At 70.3% G+C, this 18225-nt stretch carries 14 protein-coding genes; 12 read left to right on the forward strand and 2 right to left on the reverse strand.

From position 1 onward, the window contains the following. Window position 1: 1 nt before the first annotated feature. Window positions 2-610, reverse strand: a complete 609-nt coding sequence (locus KNO15_RS20305) for a GNAT family N-acetyltransferase (RefSeq protein ID WP_241705642.1) — start codon at window positions 608-610, stop codon at window positions 2-4. A 140-nt stretch (window positions 611-750) separates the two neighbouring features. On the opposite strand from KNO15_RS20305, the gene KNO15_RS20310 reads away from it, so the two are divergent. The 4 genes from KNO15_RS20310 to KNO15_RS20325 are packed head-to-tail and all read left to right on the forward strand — an operon-like array spanning window position 751 to window position 3761. Continuing rightward, entirely contained in the window at window positions 751-1386 is a 636-nt protein-coding gene (locus tag KNO15_RS20310; protein WP_308220461.1) for a CGNR zinc finger domain-containing protein, read from the forward strand. Between the two features lie 4 nt (window positions 1387-1390). Then, a complete protein-coding gene (locus KNO15_RS20315; RefSeq protein ID WP_241705644.1) occupies window positions 1391-2167 on the forward strand; it encodes a LamB/YcsF family protein in 777 nt (258 codons plus the stop codon). A gap of 20 nt (window positions 2168-2187) precedes the next feature. Next, window positions 2188-2844 carry a 5-oxoprolinase subunit B family protein gene (locus tag KNO15_RS20320; protein ID WP_241705955.1) on the forward strand — a complete coding sequence of 219 codons (657 nt, stop codon included), beginning with the start codon at window positions 2188-2190 and terminating at the stop codon, window positions 2842-2844. Beyond that, the gene (locus tag KNO15_RS20325; protein ID WP_241705646.1) at window positions 2841-3761 is read left to right on the forward strand and encodes a biotin-dependent carboxyltransferase family protein; all 921 of its coding nucleotides are present in this window, start codon (window positions 2841-2843) and stop codon (window positions 3759-3761) included. The genes KNO15_RS20320 and KNO15_RS20325 overlap by 4 nt, the downstream gene beginning before the upstream one ends. Window positions 3762-3767: 6 nt before the next feature. On the opposite strand, the gene KNO15_RS20330 is transcribed toward KNO15_RS20325, so the two are convergent. Continuing rightward, the gene (locus tag KNO15_RS20330) at window positions 3768-4643 is read right to left on the reverse strand and encodes a spermidine synthase (protein ID WP_241705648.1); all 876 of its coding nucleotides are present in this window, start codon (window positions 4641-4643) and stop codon (window positions 3768-3770) included. Window positions 4644-4803: 160 nt separating this feature from the next. Here KNO15_RS20330 and KNO15_RS20335 point away from each other — a divergent pair, with 160 nt between their 5' ends. The 8 genes from KNO15_RS20335 (at window position 4804) to KNO15_RS20370 (ending at window position 18224) form a co-directional block, all read left to right on the forward strand. Further along, window positions 4804-5322: a hypothetical protein gene (locus KNO15_RS20335; protein WP_241705650.1), complete on the forward strand. Its 519-nt coding sequence runs from the start codon at window positions 4804-4806 to the stop codon at window positions 5320-5322. Window positions 5323-5329: 7 nt separating this feature from the next. Then, window positions 5330-6493 (forward strand): sensor histidine kinase, encoded by a 1164-nt coding sequence (locus KNO15_RS20340; protein ID WP_241705652.1) that lies wholly within the window; start codon window positions 5330-5332, stop codon window positions 6491-6493. Continuing rightward, a complete protein-coding gene (locus KNO15_RS20345; RefSeq protein WP_241705654.1) occupies window positions 6490-7167 on the forward strand; it encodes a response regulator transcription factor in 678 nt (225 codons plus the stop codon). The genes KNO15_RS20340 and KNO15_RS20345 overlap by 4 nt, the downstream gene beginning before the upstream one ends. A gap of 47 nt (window positions 7168-7214) precedes the next feature. Then, a complete protein-coding gene (locus KNO15_RS20350) occupies window positions 7215-8264 on the forward strand; it encodes an SDR family oxidoreductase (protein WP_241705656.1) in 1050 nt (349 codons plus the stop codon). A 319-nt stretch (window positions 8265-8583) separates the two neighbouring features. Then, window positions 8584-12081: a DNA-directed RNA polymerase subunit beta gene (gene rpoB, locus KNO15_RS20355; protein WP_241705657.1), complete on the forward strand. Its 3498-nt coding sequence runs from the start codon at window positions 8584-8586 to the stop codon at window positions 12079-12081. Between the two features lie 49 nt (window positions 12082-12130). Then, the gene (gene rpoC / locus KNO15_RS20360) at window positions 12131-16006 is read left to right on the forward strand and encodes a DNA-directed RNA polymerase subunit beta' (RefSeq protein WP_241705660.1); all 3876 of its coding nucleotides are present in this window, start codon (window positions 12131-12133) and stop codon (window positions 16004-16006) included. An 89-nt stretch (window positions 16007-16095) separates the two neighbouring features. Next, window positions 16096-16323 (forward strand): hypothetical protein, encoded by a 228-nt coding sequence (locus tag KNO15_RS20365; RefSeq protein ID WP_241705662.1) that lies wholly within the window; start codon window positions 16096-16098, stop codon window positions 16321-16323. 239 nt (window positions 16324-16562) lie between these two features. Further along, complete coding sequence (locus tag KNO15_RS20370; RefSeq protein WP_241705664.1) at window positions 16563-18224, forward strand: GspE/PulE family protein; 1662 nt, start codon at window positions 16563-16565, stop codon at window positions 18222-18224. Window position 18225: the final 1 nt, after the last annotated feature.

Genomic DNA, 18225 nt, shown 5'->3' on the forward strand with positions numbered 1-18225 from the left:
GTCAGGCGGTCGTGACCTCGAGCCGCGCGTCGAGCCCGTCGCGCACCGCCGGCCACTCCTCCCGCAGCACCGAGTACACCGCGGTGTCGCGCCACGTGCCGTCCGCTCGCGGCTGCGTGTGCCGCAGCACGCCCTCGAACGTGGCGCCGAGGCGGAGGATCGCGGCCCTGGATCGTTCGTTGAGCACGTCCGCCTGCAGCTTCACCCGCTCGAAGCCGTTGTCGAACGCCGTGCCGAGCAGCAGCCGCTTCGTCTCGGCATTGACGCGCGTGCCCCAGACCTCCGGCGCGTAGGCCGTCCAGCCGATGTGGGCGGAGCCGTTCGCGAGATCGAAGTCGCCCAGCGTGGTCGTTCCGACGATGCGGTCGCCGTCGCGCAGGCACACGGCGGTGACGTTGCCGGTGTCCCAGGCGAGGTAGCGCAGGATGAACTCCCGCCACTCCTCGTAGGTGTCGCGGTAGGCGGCGAGGCCGCCACCCCAGCCTCCCGCGAACACCTCGGGATGGCCGATCGCGTCGTGCAGGTCGGGCAGGTCGTCCGTCGTGAGGGCGCGCAGGCGCACCGTCGCACCCTCGAGGACGGCGGCGGGGTCGGGACGGCGCGCATTCATCCGCCCAGTATCCCACCCGCGCCACCTATCCTTTTCGCCGCCGAGGGGCACGCAAACGCCCCTGAAACGCCCGTTTGAGGGCGTTTGCGTGCCCCTCGATCGTGGCCGGGAGGCGACCGATAACCGACTAAGGTAGTTCGGTGCCTACCGACGTCCTCCTGCCCCGCGAAACCGGCCAGTGGATGGACGACTCCGACGGGCTGCGCTGGTGGTTCGACTCCGGCTCGCTCGCCCTCGACTTCTCGTACACGGGCGGGCTCGACGAGCCGGACAACGCCGAATGGCGGTCGGTCGACGACGCGGAAGCGCTCGGCGGCTGGCTCCAGGAGCGCTTCCCCGAGGTGGCGGCCACCTCCGGCGAACGGGAGTTCCGCGACGCCGAGATGCTGCGCATCGCCATCGGCAGGCTCGCGCGTCAGGCCAGCAGAGGCGAGACTCTCGCGCCCGACGATGTCGACGTCGTGAACCTGTTCGCGGCGACCCCCGACATCCCGCCCGTGCTGGCCGGCGGTGGTCGGCAGGCCGGACGGACTCTCGCACGGCCGCACCAGGCTCTCGGCACGGTCGCTCGCGATGCCGTCCGGCTCTTCGGCCCGGACGCAGACGGTCGCATCCGCGAGTGCTCGGCCGACGACTGCCGGCTGGTCTACCTCGACACGTCGCGCAGCGGCAACCGCCGCTGGTGCTCGATGCAGCGCTGCGGCAATCGCGCCAAGGTGCGGGCGCACCGCGCGCGTGCCGCCGGTGCGAGGGGTGCGGCCGGTACCGCAGAATAGGTGGATGGAGCCCATCGCCGAGCGGCGCAGCGTCGACCTCAACAGCGACCTCGGCGAGTCGTTCGGCGCCTGGACGATGGGTGACGACGCCGCCATGCTGCAGCTGGTCACGAGCGCGAACGTGGCGTGCGGGTTCCACGGCGGCGACCCCTCCACGATGCGGGCCACCTGCCGCCTCGCGGCCGAGAACGGCGTGACCGTCGGAGCGCATGTCTCCTACCGCGACCTCGCCGGCTTCGGCCGGCGCAGCATGGCGGTGCCGGCGGCCGAGTTGCGCGACGAGGTGATCTATCAGCTGGCGGCGCTCGCCGGGATGGCGCGCGTGGCCGGCACGGCCGTGCGCTATGTCAAGCCGCACGGCGCCCTCTACAACCGGATCGTGGACGACGAGACGCAGGCGGCCGCAGTGGTGGAGGCCGTCGCCGCGTTCGATCCGGAGCTCCCACTGCTCGGCCTGGCCGGCTCGGCGGTCGAGCGCGCGGCGGTCGCCCGCGGGCTCCGATTCGTGGGCGAGGCGTTCGTCGACCGCGGCTACCGGCCGGACGGCACCCTGGTGCCGCGTTCCGAGCCCGGCGCGCTGCTCTCGGAGGTCGAGGCGATCGCGGCCCGCGCCGTGCGCCTGGCCGCCGACGGAACCGTGGAGGCCGTGGACGGCACCCGGATCGCCGTCACCGCGAGCTCCCTGTGCGTCCACGGCGACACCCCCGGCGCCGTGGCGATGGCGGAGGCCGTGCGGCGCGGCCTGGAGGACGCGGGCATCGCCGTGGAAGCCTTCGTCTGACCGTGGAGGTGAAGATCGACGTGACCGTGCGGGTCCTCGGCTACGGCGACCGCGCCCTCCTCGTCGAGGTCGAGGCTGCGGGCGGAGCTGCCGGCGGCGATGCGCGCGCCGAGCTGGACGCCGTGCTCGGGATGTTCCGCGCGCTCGACCGCACCCGGCCGCCCGGTGTCGTGGACCTCGTCCCGGCGGCGCGCACGATCGCGGTCCTGCTCGATCCTCGTGTGCTGTCTCCCGCCGCCGCGCGCGGCTGGATCGAGCGCACCGCCCCGGAGCCTCCCGCCGCCGTAGCCGACGAGCTGGTGGAGCTCGCCGTTCGGTACGACGGCGACGACCTCGCCGAGGTGGCGGCACTGCTCGGCATCACGCCGCGGGAGGTCGTCGAACGGCACACCGCGTCCCGCTGGCGCGTGGCCTTCGGCGGTTTCGCCCCGGGCTTCGCCTACCTGGTGACCGACCATGACGGCCTGCGCGTGCCGCGCAGGCCCACGCCGCGAACGGCCGTGCCCGCGGGCTCGGTCGGCCTCGCGGGGGAGTTCAGCGGCGTGTACCCGCGCTCGAGTCCCGGAGGCTGGCAGCTCATCGGCCGCACGGACGCCGCCCTCTGGGACGCGCGTGCCGATCCGCCGGCGCTGCTCCGCCCCGGTGTCGAGGTGCGGTTCGTGGAGGTCGCGCCGTGAGCGGCGATCCGGCGCGCGCGCTCCGCGTCCTCGACCCCGGCCCGCTCGCGTTGATCGAGGATCTCGGTCGACCGGGGCACGCGGCTGTCGGGGTGAGCCCGTCCGGCGCGCTCGATCGCGGCGCGCTCGGCCTGGCCAACCGTCTGGTCGGCAACCCGGGATCCGCGGCCGGTGTCGAGCTCCTTCTCGGCGGCTTCGCCGCACGGTTCGAGGCACCGGCGTGGTTCGCCGTCGGCGGCGCGGCGTCGCGGCTCGTGCTCGACGGCCGACCGGTCGACCCGCACACTGCTGTGCGCGCGGAGGCCGGGGCCGAGTTGCGTGTCGCGCAGCCGACGGCCGGCATGCGCAGCTACCTCGCCGTGCGCGGCGGCATCGAGGGGGAGGCCGTGCTCGGCTCCCGCTCCCGCGACACCCTCTCCGGACTGGGGCCGTCGCCGCTGAAAGCCGGCGACCTCCTCGCGATCGGTGCGCCCCCGGAGACGCCCGTGCCCGCGGTCGACTTCGTCCCGCTCCTCGAACAGGGGGAGGCGGTCGCTGAGGTGCGCGCGCACCGCGGACCCCGCGCGGACTGGTTCACTCCGGAGGCGCTCGACGCGTTCTTCAGCGTGGAGTGGCGCGTGAGCGCAGACGGCGATCGCGTGGGCGTGCGCCTCGACCCGCCGCGCACGCCGTCGCACGCGGCCGGCGTCGAGCCCGGGGCTCCCGTGCTGCTCGAGCGAGCAGTGTCCCGCGAGCTGCCGAGCGAGCCCATGGTCGCCGGGGCGGTGCAGGTCTCGCCCGACGGCCGGCCGACCGTCCTCCTCGCCGACCATCCGGTGACCGGCGGCTACCCGGTCATCGCCGTCGTCGCCGACCGCTCGCTCGACGCGTTCGCGCAATTGCGGCCCGGAACCAGCGTGCTCTTCCGCCACGCGTAGCGCGCGTCAGTCGCGGCGTGTGCCGCTCTGGAAGATGCCGCGCGCGGGCGGCGGCGACGGGACGCTGGTCTGGTCGGTCACGATGGGGGCGCCTGCGGCGAACGTGCGCAGCTCTTCGCCGGCGACGGCCTTCGCGGGATGCGGTCCGCTCGCCAGCAGACGCGGCAGCCACTCCAGCGGCAGCGGGGAGTTCGACCCGACCAGCACGACGTTGCCGAACCTCCGCCCCTTGAGCACCTGCGTCTCGGCCAGGGCGGCCACGTTCTCCACGACCGCGCCGAGCGTCGACACCTGGCTGCGCGCGAACGTGAGCGGCGGCCCGTCCGCGACATTCACGAGCACGATGCCGTCCGGCTTCAGCAGCGACACCGCAGAGCGGTAGAACTCCACGCTGGTCACGTGGGCGGGCGTGCGCGCGCCGCTGAAGATATCGACGACCAGCAGGTCGACCTCACCGCGGAGGCCGGCCGGCAGCTTGCCCACGACCTCCCGGGCGTCGCCGTGCCGGATGCGGATCTGCGCGTAGCGCGGCAGCGGGAGGTTCTCGCGCACCAGGTCGACCAGCCGGCTCTCCAGCTCCACCACCTGCTGCCGCGATCCCGGCCGCGTGTACGCGACGTAACGGGGGAGGGTCAGCGCGCCCGCGCCCAGGTGCACGGCGGTGATCGGCTGCCCCGGCTCGCCGATGAGGTCGATCACGTTGCCCATGCGTTGCACGTACTCGAAGAACAGGCGGCTCGGGTCGTCCAGGTCGACGTGCGACTGCGGCGTCCCGTCGACGATCAGCTGGTATGCGCCCGGCACGAACCGGTCGGGCTCGATGCTGGCGAGGTAGCCGCTCTCCGCGAGGACGACCGACGGGACCGACGGGTTCTGTGGCACGCGTCCAGCGTAGCCGCGGACGCCCCGGCGTCGCCCTCGGCCTCCACCCGATCTCCACCCTCGTCTCCACCCGGTCTCCGCCGTCGGGCGGTGCCGCCCACCGCGCCCGTCGACGACGCTGGGGGAGTGGCCGGATCCTCCGGCCGGAAGGAACGCCCCCATGACCGTCCAGACGCTGACCAACGCGATCCTCATCCTGCTGCTGATCTGCTGGGTCGGCTACCGGCAGCTCACGTGGCGTCCGGTGTCGATTGCCAAGATGTGGCGCTTCCCCGCGATCATGACCGTCGTCGGGCTGGTGACGATCGGGCAGCAGGTCACACTCCCCTCGCTCACGCCCCTCGACATCGCCGTGGTCGCCGGCGAGCTCGTGCTCTCACTCGGTGTCGGCGCGTGGATGGGCGCGATCGCGCACTTCCGCCGGCTGGAGAACCCCGTGCAGCTCGGCAACGACGCCCGCTACGTCGCCACGTACGAGTCGCGCACCGGGGTGCTGGGGATGGTGCTCTGGGTCGTGGTGATCGGCATCCGCATCGGCGTCGACGTCGTCGCCTCCGCCGCCGGCCTGCACCTGGTGACCGCCACCGGTGTCATCTTCCTGGTGTTCGCCGCCAACCGCGCCGCCCGAACCGCCGTCTTCGCGGCGCGTCTCGATCGTCACGCCGCGCTCGCCGCATGATGGTCTCGTGGACTTCTGGACCAGGCCGGGGCTGCTGGCCCTCGCACTGAATCTGCTCGGCGCCGTCGCCATCGGCTGGTCGCTGCTGCGCACCCACGCCGGGGACCGCCCGGTGTGGGTGCTCGTCGTCGCGTTCGTCTCCGTCGCCGCGTGGGTTCTCCGCGCGGTGCTGAGCTTCGCCGGGTGGAGGCGCGCCGCCCTGGTGTTGAGCCTGGTCGCGGCGGTCACGGGTGCGTTCGTCGCGCCGGCGACCGACGGCCTCGCGATCGTGCCGGCGGCCGTCGCCGTGCTGTATCTGATCGGCGACCCGGAGCGGCCCGTACAGCTGGGCGGTGCTGTCGCCGTGGCGTGCGCGGCGCTGGTCGCCGTCGGTGCCGTGCCGTTCGGGTCGCCCGTCGCCGCGGTGCTCGGCGAGATGGCGGGCATCGTCCTCGCCGCGTTCGCCGGCCTGAGCCGCCGCCAGTTCCGCACCACGGAGGAGCAGGCCGCGCTGCTGCGCGAGCGCGACCTCGAGATGCGTGAGGAGGCCGCGCGCGTGGCCATCGCCCGCGACCTGCACGACGTGCTCGCGCACAGCCTGGGCGGGCTCGTCATCCAGCTCGATGCGGTCGACGCGCTGCTGGAGGCCGGGGACGCCGCGGCGGCGCGCGACCGGGTCGTGGTCGCGCGCGGCCTCGCGGCCGATGGGCTGGCCGAGGCGCGGAGGGCGGTCGCCGCCCTGCGCGATCCCGACCGCACGACGGCGGCGGGGATGGTGGCCCCCGCCGAGTTCCGGGCCACCCTCGACGACCTCGTGGCCGCCCACCGCACGCTCGGCGGCACGGCCGACCTCCACGTCGCAGGCGAGCCGAGGCCGTTGAGCGCTGGTCAGGCGACCGCGCTGCAGCGCGCTCTGCAGGAGGCGCTGAGCAACGCGCGCAAGCACGCGCCGGGCGCTCCCGTCGACGCGGGGCTCGACTGGCAGACTGGGCGGGTGCAGCTCACGGTCTCCTCTCCGCTGGTCGCGTCGCGTGTCACCGCGGCGCCGCTGTCCGAGCTGGCGGCCTCCGGGGGAGGCCACGGCCTGGAGGGGATGAGCGAGCGGTTCGCCGCGCTGCCGCTCGGCGGCTCGGTGGCCGCCTCCTCGGCGGACGGCCGGTTCACCGTGACGGCCGAGGCGAGGCTGGCATGAGCGGCGCCCTGCCCGCCGCCGAGACCCCGATCCGCGTGGTCGTCGCCGACGACCAGGCGATCATCCGCGACGGGCTGGTGACCGTGCTCGGCCTCCTGCCCGACATGCAGGTCGTCGGGGCCGCCGCCGACGGCGCGGAGGCGGTCGCGCTCGCCGTCTCCGAGCGCCCCGACGTCGTGCTGATGGATCTCCGCATGCCCGTGCTCGACGGTGTCGGCGCGACGGAGCGCATCACCCGGGACGCTCCCGGTGTCGCCGTGCTGGTGCTGACCACCTTCGCCGACGACGAGTCCATCCTCACGGCGCTCCGCGCCGGCGCGCGCGGCTATCTCACGAAGGACGCGGGCCGCGCCGAGCTGGCCGCGGCCGTGCGCGCGGTCGCCCGCGGGCAGTCCACGTTCGCACCGGAGGTCGGCGCGCGCATCGTCGGCTCGCTGACCTCGGCAGCACCCGCGAGGGCGGCCGATCGGCCGGACGCGCTCGTCGCCCGGTTCCCGACGCTCACCCGCCGGGAGGCCGAGGTGCTCGGCCTGGTCGCCGACGGCCTCAGCAACGGCGAGATCGCCTCCGCCCTGTTCGTCGGCACCTCGACAGTCAAGACGCACATCAACGCCATCTTCGCCAAGCTCGGAGTCCGGACCCGCGCCCAAGCCATCGCCCTCGTCCGCCCCTAGCCTCACGCATCCTGTACCAGCGGCGGGGAGGGGAGGAGGATGTCGTCATGGCGGATCGGGTGCTGGTGACGGGCGGGTCGGGGTTCGTGGGGGCGCACTGCGTGCTCGCGGCGCTGGAGGCGGGGTATGACGTCCGCACGACCATCCGGTCGCCGCAGCGCGCGGCCGACGTCCGCGCGCAGCTCGCCGCGGGAGCCGCTCTCGGGGGAACGGACAGTGCCGATGCCGGCGACCGCGTGGAGTTCGCCATCGCCGACCTCCTCGACGACGCCGGCTGGTCCGACGCCGTCGCCGGCTGCCGGTTCGTTCTGCATGTCGCCTCCCCCTTCCCGATGACGGAGCCGAAGGATCCCGACGAGCTGGTGCGCCCGGCCAGGGAGGGCGCGCTGCGGGTGCTGCGCGCCGCTCGCGACGCCGGGGTGGAGCGGGTCGTCCTCACCTCATCGTTCGCCGCGATCGGCTACGGTCACGCGCCGACGAAGCGGCCGTTCACCGAGGTCGACTGGACCGAGCTCGACAGCGGCCGCCCGATCAGCGCCTACGTCCGCTCCAAGACGCTCGCCGAACGGGCGGCATGGGCCTTCATCGCGGAGGAGGGCGGCCACCTCCAGCTCGCCACCGTCAACCCGGTCGGCATCCTCGGCCCGGTGCTCGGCCCCGACTACTCCAGCTCTGTCGAGCTGGTGAAGCTCGTGAAGGAGGGCCGCCTCCCGCGCCTGCCCGACGTGTACTTCGGCGTCGTCGACGTGCGCGACGTGGCCGGCCTCCACCTGCTCGCGATGACCCGCCCGGAAGCCGCGGGCGAGCGGTTCCTCGCGACGGCCGGGGATGCGCTGAGCGCGCCGGAGCTGGCGCTGCTGATCCGCGGCCACCTCGGCTCGCCGGCGGGCGACCGGGTGCGCACCGGCGTGATGCCGACCTGGGTCGTCAAGGCCGCCGCCCCGTTCAGCCGGCGCGTGCGCGGTTCGCTGGCCGACATCGGCGTCTACAGGAACGGCTCCTCGCACAAGGCGCGCAGTGTGCTCGGCTGGGAGCCGCGGTCGCGTGAAGAGGCCGTGTTCGCGACCGTCGACTCCCTCCCGCCGCGGCTGCGCTAGCCCGGAGATCCGCCCGGAGATTCGCCCGTCGCGCCGGGGAATATCCGGCCGCCCGCGAGGTTATACACCGAGACTGCGCCCCGGGTCAAGAAAAGACTGGACACGGCGCGTCAGTTTGACATATAGTGGTTCTTTGCGCTCCCAGCGCACACCCTTGCCTTCATATTGCGGTCGGCTCTGACTTTCCACGCACGCGTCTGGGCCCGGTTCACCGGGTCAGATACGGCGCAGCGCGACGTGTCTGGGAGTCCTCGTCCCTCATAACACCACATCTCGACCGACAGTAACTGGCCCGACGGGGCCCACGGAGGTTATTTCCTTGGCTGCTGCGCGCAACGCAACCAACACTGACAAGACACCCAAGAACGGACGAGCCGCATCTCGTCTCTCGTTCGCCAAGATCACGGACACCCTCACCGTTCCCGATCTGCTCGCACTGCAGACGGAGAGCTTCGACTGGCTGGTCGGAAACGACGCGTGGAAGGCACGCGTCGCAGAAGCCGAGGCCCAGGGTCGCCAGGATCTGCCCGCCAACACGGGCCTCGAGGAGATCTTCGAAGAGATCTCTCCCATCGAGGACCTCGGCGAGACCATGCAGCTCTCGTTCACGAACCCCTTCCTCGAAGAGAAGAAGTACTCGATCGACGAGTGCAAGGAGAAGGGCAAGACCTACGCGGCCCCTCTCTACGTCGAGGCCGAGTTCATGAACCACCTCACCGGTGAGATCAAGACCCAGACGGTCTTCATGGGCGACTTCCCGCTCATGACCGAGAAGGGCACCTTCATCATCAACGGCACCGAGCGTGTCGTCGTCTCGCAGCTCGTCCGCTCGCCGGGCGTCTACTTCGAGGCCGCAGCCGACAAGACGTCCGACAAGGACATCTACTCGGCGCGCGTCATCCCGAGCCGCGGCGCGTGGCTCGAGTTCGAGATCGACAAGCGCGACCAGGTCGGTGTCCGCATCGACCGCAAGCGCAAGCAGTCGGTCACCGTCTTCCTGAAGGCCCTCGGCCTCACCAGCGAGGAGATCCTCAGCGAGTTCGCCGGCTACCAGTCGATCGAGCTGACCCTCGAGAAGGACGCCATCCTCACCAAGGAGGAGGCGCTGAAGGACATCTACCGCAAGCTGCGTCCGGGCGAGCAGGTCGCCGCCGAGGCCGCGCGTGCGCTGCTGGACAACTTCTACTTCAACCCGAAGCGCTACGACCTCGCCAAGGTCGGCCGGTACAAGATCAACCGCAAGCTCGGCCTGGAGGCCCCGCTGACGGACTCCGTGCTGACCGTCCAGGACATCCTCGCGACGATCAAGTACCTGGTCGCCCTGCACGACGGTCAGACCACGTTCAGGGGTCTGCGCAACGGCGTCGAGACCGACATCCGTCTCGACACCGACGACATCGACCACTTCGGCAACCGTCGCATCCGCGCCGTCGGCGAGCTCATCCAGAACCAGGTCCGCACGGGCCTGAGCCGCATGGAGCGCGTCGTCCGCGAGCGCATGACCACGCAGGACATCGAGGCGATCACCCCGCAGACCCTGATCAACGTGCGACCGGTCGTCGCCGCGATCAAGGAGTTCTTCGGAACGTCGCAGCTGTCGCAGTTCATGGACCAGAACAACCCGCTCGCGGGTCTGACCCACAAGCGCCGCCTGTCGGCGCTTGGCCCGGGTGGTCTGAGCCGTGAGCGCGCCGGCGTCGAGGTCCGCGACGTGCACCCCTCGCACTACGGCCGCATGTGCCCGATCGAGACGCCGGAAGGCCCGAACATCGGTCTGATCGGCTCGCTCGCGTCGTTCGCGCGGATCAACTCGTTCGGTTTCATCGAGACCCCGTACCGCAAGGTCGTCGACGGTCGCGTGACGGAGCAGATCGACTACCTCACCGCTTCCGAGGAGGACGACTTCGTCGTCGCGCAGGCCAACGCCCCGCTCGACGCGAACGGCCACTTCGTCGAGGAGCGCGTGCTCGCCCGCCAGAAGGGCGGCGAGGTCGACCTGATCCCCGCCGACGAGATCGGCTACATGGACGTCTCCCCGCGCCAGATGGTGTCGGTGGGTACCTCCCTGATCCCGTTCCTCGAGCACGACGACGCCAACCGAGCCCTCATGGGTGCGAACATGCAGCGCCAGGCGGTGCCGCTGCTCCGCTCGGAGAGCCCGGTCGTCGGTACCGGTATGGAGGGCTACGCGGCCATCGACGCCGGTGACGTGGTCACCGCCGACAAGTCCGGCGTGGTCTCCGAGGTCTCGGCCGACGCGGTCACCGTCCAGGCGGACGACGGCACGATCAAGACCTACTACCTGCGCAAGTTCGACCGCTCCAACCAGGGCACCTCGTACAACCACCGCGTGGTCGTCGACGAGGGCGACCGGATCGAGGCGGGCGAGGTCGTCGCAGACGGCCCGGCCACCGAGAACGGCGAGCTCGCGCTCGGCAAGAACCTGCTCGTGGCGTTCATGCCGTGGGAGGGTCACAACTTCGAGGACGCGATCATCCTCAGCCAGAACCTGGTGAAGGACGACACCCTCTCCTCGATCCACATCGAGGAGTACGAGGTCGACGCCCGCGACACCAAGCTGGGCAAGGAGGAGATCACCCGCGATCTGCCGAACGTCAGCCCGGACCTCCTGGCCGACCTCGACGAGCGCGGCATCATCCGCATCGGCGCCGAGGTGCGCCCCGGCGACATCCTCGTCGGCAAGGTCACGCCGAAGGGCGAGACCGAGCTGTCGGCCGAGGAGCGCCTGCTCCGCGCGATCTTCAACGAGAAGAGCCGCGAGGTGCGCGACACCTCCCTCAAGGTCCCGCACGGCGAGGAGGGCACCATCATCGGTGTCAAGGTCTTCGACGCGCAGGACGGCGACGACGAGCTCGGCTCCGGCGTGAACCAGCGCGTGGTGGTCTACATCGCCCAGAAGCGCAAGATCACCGCGGGTGACAAGCTCGCCGGCCGTCACGGCAACAAGGGCGTCATCTCGAAGATCCTCCCGGTCGAGGACATGCCGTTCCTCGCGGACGGCACGCCGGTCGACGTCATCCTCAACCCGCTGGGCGTGCCCGGTCGAATGAACTTCGGCCAGGTCCTCGAGATCCACCTCGGCTGGATCGCGAAGAACGGCTGGGAGATCTCCGGCAAGCCCAAGTGGGCCGCCGACCTCCCCGAGGCCGCGCACCGCGCAGCGCCGAACACCAAGGTCGCGACCCCGGTGTTCGACGGTGCCAAGGAGGAGGAGATCGCCGGTCTGCTCGACTCGACGCTCCCGACGCGCGACGGCGACCGCCTGATCGGCTCGTCCGGCAAGACGCAGCTGTTCGACGGCCGTTCCGGCGAGCCCTACCCTGACCCGGTGTCGGTCGGCTACATGTACATCCTGAAGCTGCACCACCTGGTCGACGACAAGATCCACGCGCGTTCGACCGGCCCGTACTCGATGATCACCCAGCAGCCGCTCGGTGGTAAGGCGCAGTTCGGCGGTCAGCGCTTCGGTGAGATGGAGGTGTGGGCCCTCGAGGCCTATGGAGCCGCGTACGCGCTCCAGGAGCTCCTGACCATCAAGTCGGATGACATCCTCGGTCGCGTCAAGGTCTACGAGGCCATCGTCAAGGGTGAGAACATCCAGGAGCCGGGCATCCCGGAGTCCTTCAAGGTCCTCATCAAGGAGATGCAGTCCCTCTGCCTGAACGTGGAGGTCCTCTCGGCCGACGGCCAGGCGGTCAGCCTGCGCGACGCCGACGACGAGGCCTTCCGCGCTGCGGAGGAGCTCGGCATCAACATCTCCTCCCGGTTCGAGTCGTCGTCGATCGACGAAATCTGACCCGGTAGCCAGACCCAACTGACGAATCTTTTCTAGGAGAGAGTAAACATTGCTCGAATCGACAACATTTGACGAGCTGCGTATCGGACTGGCCACCGCTGACGACATCCGTCGCTGGAGCTACGGCGAGGTCAAGAAGCCCGAGACGATCAACTACCGCACGTTGAAGCCCGAGAAGGACGGCCTGTTCGGAGAGCAGATCTTCGGCCCGTCCCGCGACTGGGAGTGCTCGTGCGGCAAGTACAAGCGCGTCCGCTTCAAGGGCATCGTGTGCGAGCGCTGTGGCGTGGAGGTCACCAAGTCCTCCGTGCGCCGTGAGCGCATGGGCCACATCGAGCTCGCCGCGCCGGTCACGCACATCTGGTACTTCAAGGGTGTGCCCAGCCGCCTCGGCTACCTGCTCGACATGGCGCCGAAGGACCTCGAGAAGGTCATCTACTTCGCGGCCTACATGGTGATCCAGGTCGACGAGGACGGCCGTCACGCCGACCTCCCCGGCCTCGAGAACGAGCTGCGCCTGGAGATCAAGACGCTGGCCGACCAGCGCGACGCCCGCGTCGCCGAGCGTCTGCAGCGCCTGGAGACCGATCTCGCCGCCCTCGAGGAGGAAGGTGCCAAGGCCGACCAGAAGCGTCGCGTCAAGGACACCTCCGAGAAGGAGATGGGCCAGATCCGCAAGTCCTACGACGAGGACATCGCCCGTCTCGAGCGTGTGTGGGAGTCCTTCCGCACCCTCAAGGTCGGCGACCTCAAGCCGGAGGACGCGGACTTCAACGAGCTCGTCGACCGCTACGGCCTGTACTTCGAGGCGTTCATGGGCGCCGAGGCGATCAAGCGCCGCCTGCTGGCGTTCGACCTGGCCGCCGAGGCCGAGCTTCTCCGCGAGCAGATCGCGAACGGCAAGGGCCAGAAGAAGATCCGCGCCATCAAGCGCCTGCGCGTGGTGTCGTCGTTCCTGGCGACCGGCAACTCGCCGGCCGCGATGGTCCTCGACGTCGTCCCGGTCATCCCGCCGGAGCTGCGCCCGATGGTCCAGCTCGACGGTGGCCGCTTCGCGACCTCCGATCTGAACGACCTCTACCGTCGCGTGATCAACCGCAACAACCGTCTGCGTCGCCTGCTCGACCTCGGTGCCCCCGAGATCATCGTGAACAACGAGAAGCGCATGCTCCAGGAGGCCGTCGACGCGCTGTTCGACAACGGCCGCCGCGGCCGCCCGGTCACGGGCACCGGCAACCGCGCGCTCAAGTCGCTCAGCGACATGCTGAAGGGCAAGCAGGGCCGGTTCCGCCAGAACCTGCTCGGCAAGCGCGTGGACTACTCGGGCCGTTCGGTCATCATCGTCGGTCCGCAGCTCAAGCTGCACCAGTGCGGTCTGCCCAAGCAGATGGCGCTGGAGCTGTTCAAGCCGTTCGTGATCAAGCGCCTGATCGACCTGAGCCACGCTCAGAACATCAAGGCCGCCAAGCGCATGGTGGAGCGTTCGCGTCCGCAGGTCTGGGACGTCCTCGAGGAGATCATCCGCGAGCGCCCGGTCCTCCTGAACCGCGCGCCCACCCTGCACCGTCTCGGCATCCAGGCGTTCGAGCCGCAGCTCGTCGAGGGCAAGGCTATCCAGCTCCACCCGCTGGTGTGCGCCGCCTTCAACGCGGACTTCGACGGCGACCAGATGGCCGTGCACCTTCCCCTGTCGGTGGAGGCCCAGGCCGAGGCCCGCATCCTGATGCTCGCCTCGAACAACATCCTGAAGCCGTCCGACGGCCGCCCGGTCACCCTGCCCTCGCAGGACATGATCATCGGTCTGCACCACCTCACCACCGTCCGCGAGGGCGCCGTGGGCGAGGGTCGCGCGTTCTCCTCGGTCTCCGAGGCGATCCTCGCGAAGGACCAGGGCTCGCTGCACCTCAACGCCAAGGTGAAGATCCGTCTCGACGACTACGTGCCGTCCGACGCGGCCGACACCGGTACGCAGCCCGTCACCGCCATCGTGGAGACCACCCTCGGCCGCGCCCTCTTCAACGAGGCGCTGCCGGCGGACTACCCCTACGTGGAGGCCGTCGCCGACAAGGGCCAGATCTCGTCGATCGTCAACGCCCTCGCCGAGCGGTACCCGAAGGTGGAGGTCGCGGCCGCACTCGACCGGATCAAGGACGCCGGCTTCTACTGGGGCACCCGCTCGGGCGTCACGGTGTCGCTGAGCGACATCCTGACCCCGCCGAACAAGGCGCAGATCGTGGCCGGCTACGAGAAGAAGGCCGCCAAGATCACCGCCGAGTTCGAGAAGGGTCTGACGACCGACCTCGAGCGTCGCCAGGAGCTGGTGAAGATCTGGACCGAGGCGACCAACGAGGTGGCCGAGGCCATGCGCGCCAACTTCCCGGCCGACAACACCATCAACCGCATGGTGACGTCGGGCGCCCGTGGTAACTGGCTGCAGGTTCGCAACATCGCCGGTATGCGTGGTCTGGTGAACAACCCGAAGGGTGAGATCATCCCGCGTCCGATCATCTCCTCGTACCGCGAGGGTCTGTCGGTGGCGGAGTACTTCATCGCGACGCACGGTGCCCGCAAGGGTCTGGCCGACACGGCTCTCCGTACGGCCGACTCGGGCTACCTGACCCGTCGTCTGGTGGACGTCTCGCAGGATGTCATCATCCGCGAGGACGACTGCGGCACGACCAAGGGCCTCGACCTCCCGATCGCGACCGTGGGCGCCGACGGCGTCCTCACCCGCGACCCGAACGTCGAGAACTCCGTGTTCGCGCGTACCCTGGCCGCCGACGCGATCGGAACCGACGGCTCCGTCGTGGCGAAGGCCGGCGAGGACGTGGGCGACGTGCTCATCGACAAGCTGGTGGCCGCCGGCGTGACCGACATCAAGGTCCGCTCCGTGCTCACCTGCGAGTCGGCGGTCGGCGTCTGCGCCGCCTGCTACGGCCGTTCGCTCGCGACCGGCAAGCTCGTCGACATCGGCGAGGCGGTCGGCATCATCGCCGCCCAGTCGATCGGTGAGCCCGGAACGCAGCTGACGATGCGTACCTTCCACACCGGTGGTTCGGCCTCCGCGGACGACATCACCCAGGGTCTGCCGCGCGTCCAGGAGCTGTTCGAGGCTCGTACCCCCAAGGGTGCGTCCCCGATCGCCGAGGCCGCAGGCCGCATCGTCATCGAGGAGACGGACAAGTCCCGCAAGGTCATCCTGACCCCGGACAACGGCGACGAGCCGCACGTCTACCCGGTGCTGAAGCGCTCCACGCTCCTCGTGGAGGACGGCCAGCGCGTCGAGCTCGGCCAGCAGCTGATCGTCGGCACCGTCGACCCGAAGGAAGTCCTCCGGGTCAAGGGCGTCCGCGAGGTGCAGAAGCACCTGGTGGGCGGCGTGCAGGGCGTCTACCGCTCGCAGGGTGTGCCGATCCACGACAAGCACATCGAGGTCATCGTCCGTCAGATGCTCCGCAAGGTCACCGTCGTCGACCACGGCGACACCGACCTGCTGCCGGGTGAGCTCGTCGACCGTTCGCGGTACAACGAGATCAACCGCGCTGCGCTGACCGAGGGCAAGAAGACGGCGTCCGCCCGTCAGGAGGTCATGGGTATCACCAAGGCTTCGCTGGCGACCGAGTCGTGGCTGTCGGCCGCGTCCTTCCAGGAGACCACCCGCGTCCTGACGCAGGCGGCCATGGAGGGCAAGTCCGACCCGCTGATCGGTCTCAAGGAGAACGTCATCATCGGTAAGCTCATCCCGGCCGGAACGGGTCTGTCCCGCTACCGGAACGTCTCGGTGGAGGCGACGGAGGAGGCCAAGGCGGAGCGGTACCCCAACCGCATCTTCGCCGACGACTCCGCGTTCAGCGAGAACGACCTGAGCTTCGTCGACTTCGACAGCTTCAGCTCGGACGACTACACCCCGGGCACCTACAACTAAGCAGGTAGGTAGCCCGTACCACGAGGGCCCCCGGCAGACGCCGGGGGCCTTCGTCGTTCGAGCGTGCGCGGATACGCGACAATGGAGAGGTGTGGAGGCTTCTGGAGTACACGGACACCGTCGGTCGCTCGATGCTGGGCTTCGCGGCCGTCGCGCTCGTGGTCGCCGTGGTGAGCTTCGTCGTGGGGATCGTCCAGGCGTCGAGCGGTAACGCCGCCGGCACCCTCCCGTACTGGCTGACGACCATGGGCTGCGCCGTGCTCGGCGGCATCCTCGTCTACCTCGCCAGTCGCCGCGGGGACATCCGCCACCACTAGCAGCCATCGCTTCCTCACTTTCTCCCGCAAAACGCCGGCTGCAGGCGGGAGAAAGTGAGGAAGCGATGGCTGCACGCAGGTGACCCCCGCGCGTGGGGCACCCGCACGCGGGTCTGGTCCGTTGGCGCGCGGGGCGGTTACGGTGACAAAGCTTCGCCCCGCCCGGAGTCTCGCCCGGGCGACGGCGGCGCCCTGTCGTATACCCGAAGCGGCAGGACTTCTATCCGAGGAGGTCCCCTGTGGCGTCCATGACCGAGATCCTGATTCTGCACGGCCATCTCCCCATCGAGTACTTGGACCGTGTCGAGACCGAGCCGAGTGCCGACGAGGCCGTCGTCCGCGAGCTGGTGAGCCGCGGGGCGATCACCGCCGGCCAGCTCGCCCGCGCCCGCGCGGCGCAGTCGGGCCTGCCCTTCGTCGAGCTCGCCGACTACCCGGTCGACCGCGCGGCGGTCGGCCTGATCCCCGGCGCGATCTGCCGTCGGCACACCGTGCTCCCGATCGGGACCGCCGCCGGCTCCGTGATCCTGGCGATGGCCGACCCGGGCAACGTCTTCGCGCTCGACGACGTGCGCGCCGCCGCGCACATGGGCGTGACCGCCGTGGTCGCCGACGAGGCCGACCTCCTGACCGCGATCGACCGCTACATCCGCGCCGATGACGAGCTCAGCGACCTCACCAACACGCTGGAGGAGGAGTCCGCCCCCGTCGAGGACCAGAGCGCGTTGACGGAGGCCGATGACGAGGCGCCGATCGTGCGTTTCGTGAACCTGCTCGTGAGCCAGGCCATCCAGGACCACGCGTCCGACATCCACATCGAGCCGGCCGAGCACGACGTGCGTGTGCGGTACCGCATCGACGGAGTGCTGCACGCGATGCAGAGCGCGCCGAAGGCGATCCAGAACGGCGTGATCTCCCGGCTCAAGATCATGAGCGACATCGACATCGCCGAGCGCCGCAAGCCGCAGGACGGCCGCATGTCCGTGGTCCACGGCGGCCGCCAGATCGACCTCCGTGTCGCGACCCTGCCGACGGTGTGGGGCGAGAAGGTCGTCATGCGGATCCTGGACAACACGAACACCGGGATGACCCTCACCGACCTCAACCTGCTCGAGCGCAACTTCGAGACCTACCGGGCGTCGTACTCGAAGCCGTACGGGATGATCCTCGTCACCGGCCCGACCGGCTCGGGCAAGTCGACCACGCTCTACACGACGCTCAACGCGGTGGCCCGCCCCGAGATCAACGTGATCACCGTCGAGGACCCCGTCGAGTATCGGATGGCGGGCATCAACCAGGTGCAGGTGAACCCCAAGGCGGGTCTGACGTTCGCGAGCGCGCTGCGAAGCATCCTCCGCAGCGACCCGGACGTGGTGCTGCTCGGTGAGATCCGCGACCACGAGACCGCGCAGATCGCCATCGAGGCGTCGCTGACCGGCCACCTGGTGCTCTCCACCCTGCACACCAACGACGCCCCCAGCGCGGTCACCCGCCTGACCGAGATGGACATCGAGCCCTTCCTCGTCGGCTCCGCACTCGACTGCGTGGTCGCCCAGCGCCTCGCCCGCCGCCTCTGCGAGCGGTGCAAGCAGCCGGGGGCGTACACGCACGATGATCTGCGGCGGCTGCGGTTCGAGGTGCCCGACGTGGAGCTGCCTCCCGTCTTCGTGCCGGTCGGTTGCCCTGCGTGCTCCAACACCGGCTACCGCGGCCGTATCGCCGTGCACGAGGTGATGGCGGTGACGGAGGAGATCGAGCGGCTCACGGTCGAGCGCGCATCGAGCGCCGACATCGGCCGCGTCGCCCGCGAGCAGGGGATGCTGACGCTGCGCGAGGACGGCTGGGAGAAGGTCAAGCGCGGCATGACGTCCGTCGAAGAGATCCTGAGAGTGGTCGCCTAGG

This window comes from Leifsonia shinshuensis (assembly GCF_022606355.1).
Lineage (GTDB): Bacteria > Actinomycetota > Actinomycetes > Actinomycetales > Microbacteriaceae > Leifsonia > Leifsonia shinshuensis_B.

Excerpts from the sequence above, each read along its gene's own strand:
- KNO15_RS20315 (WP_241705644.1), top strand. The coding sequence starts at position 1,391 with ATGGAGCCCATCGCCGAGCGGCGCAGCGTCGACCTCAACAGCGACCTC.
- KNO15_RS20350 (WP_241705656.1), top strand. The coding sequence starts at position 7,215 with ATGGCGGATCGGGTGCTGGTGACGGGCGGGTCGGGGTTCGTGGGGGCG.
- KNO15_RS20305 (WP_241705642.1), bottom strand. The coding sequence starts at position 610 with ATGAATGCGCGCCGTCCCGACCCCGCCGCCGTCCTCGAGGGTGCGACG.
- KNO15_RS20335 (WP_241705650.1), top strand. The coding sequence starts at position 4,804 with ATGACCGTCCAGACGCTGACCAACGCGATCCTCATCCTGCTGCTGATC.
- KNO15_RS20345 (WP_241705654.1), top strand. The coding sequence starts at position 6,490 with ATGAGCGGCGCCCTGCCCGCCGCCGAGACCCCGATCCGCGTGGTCGTC.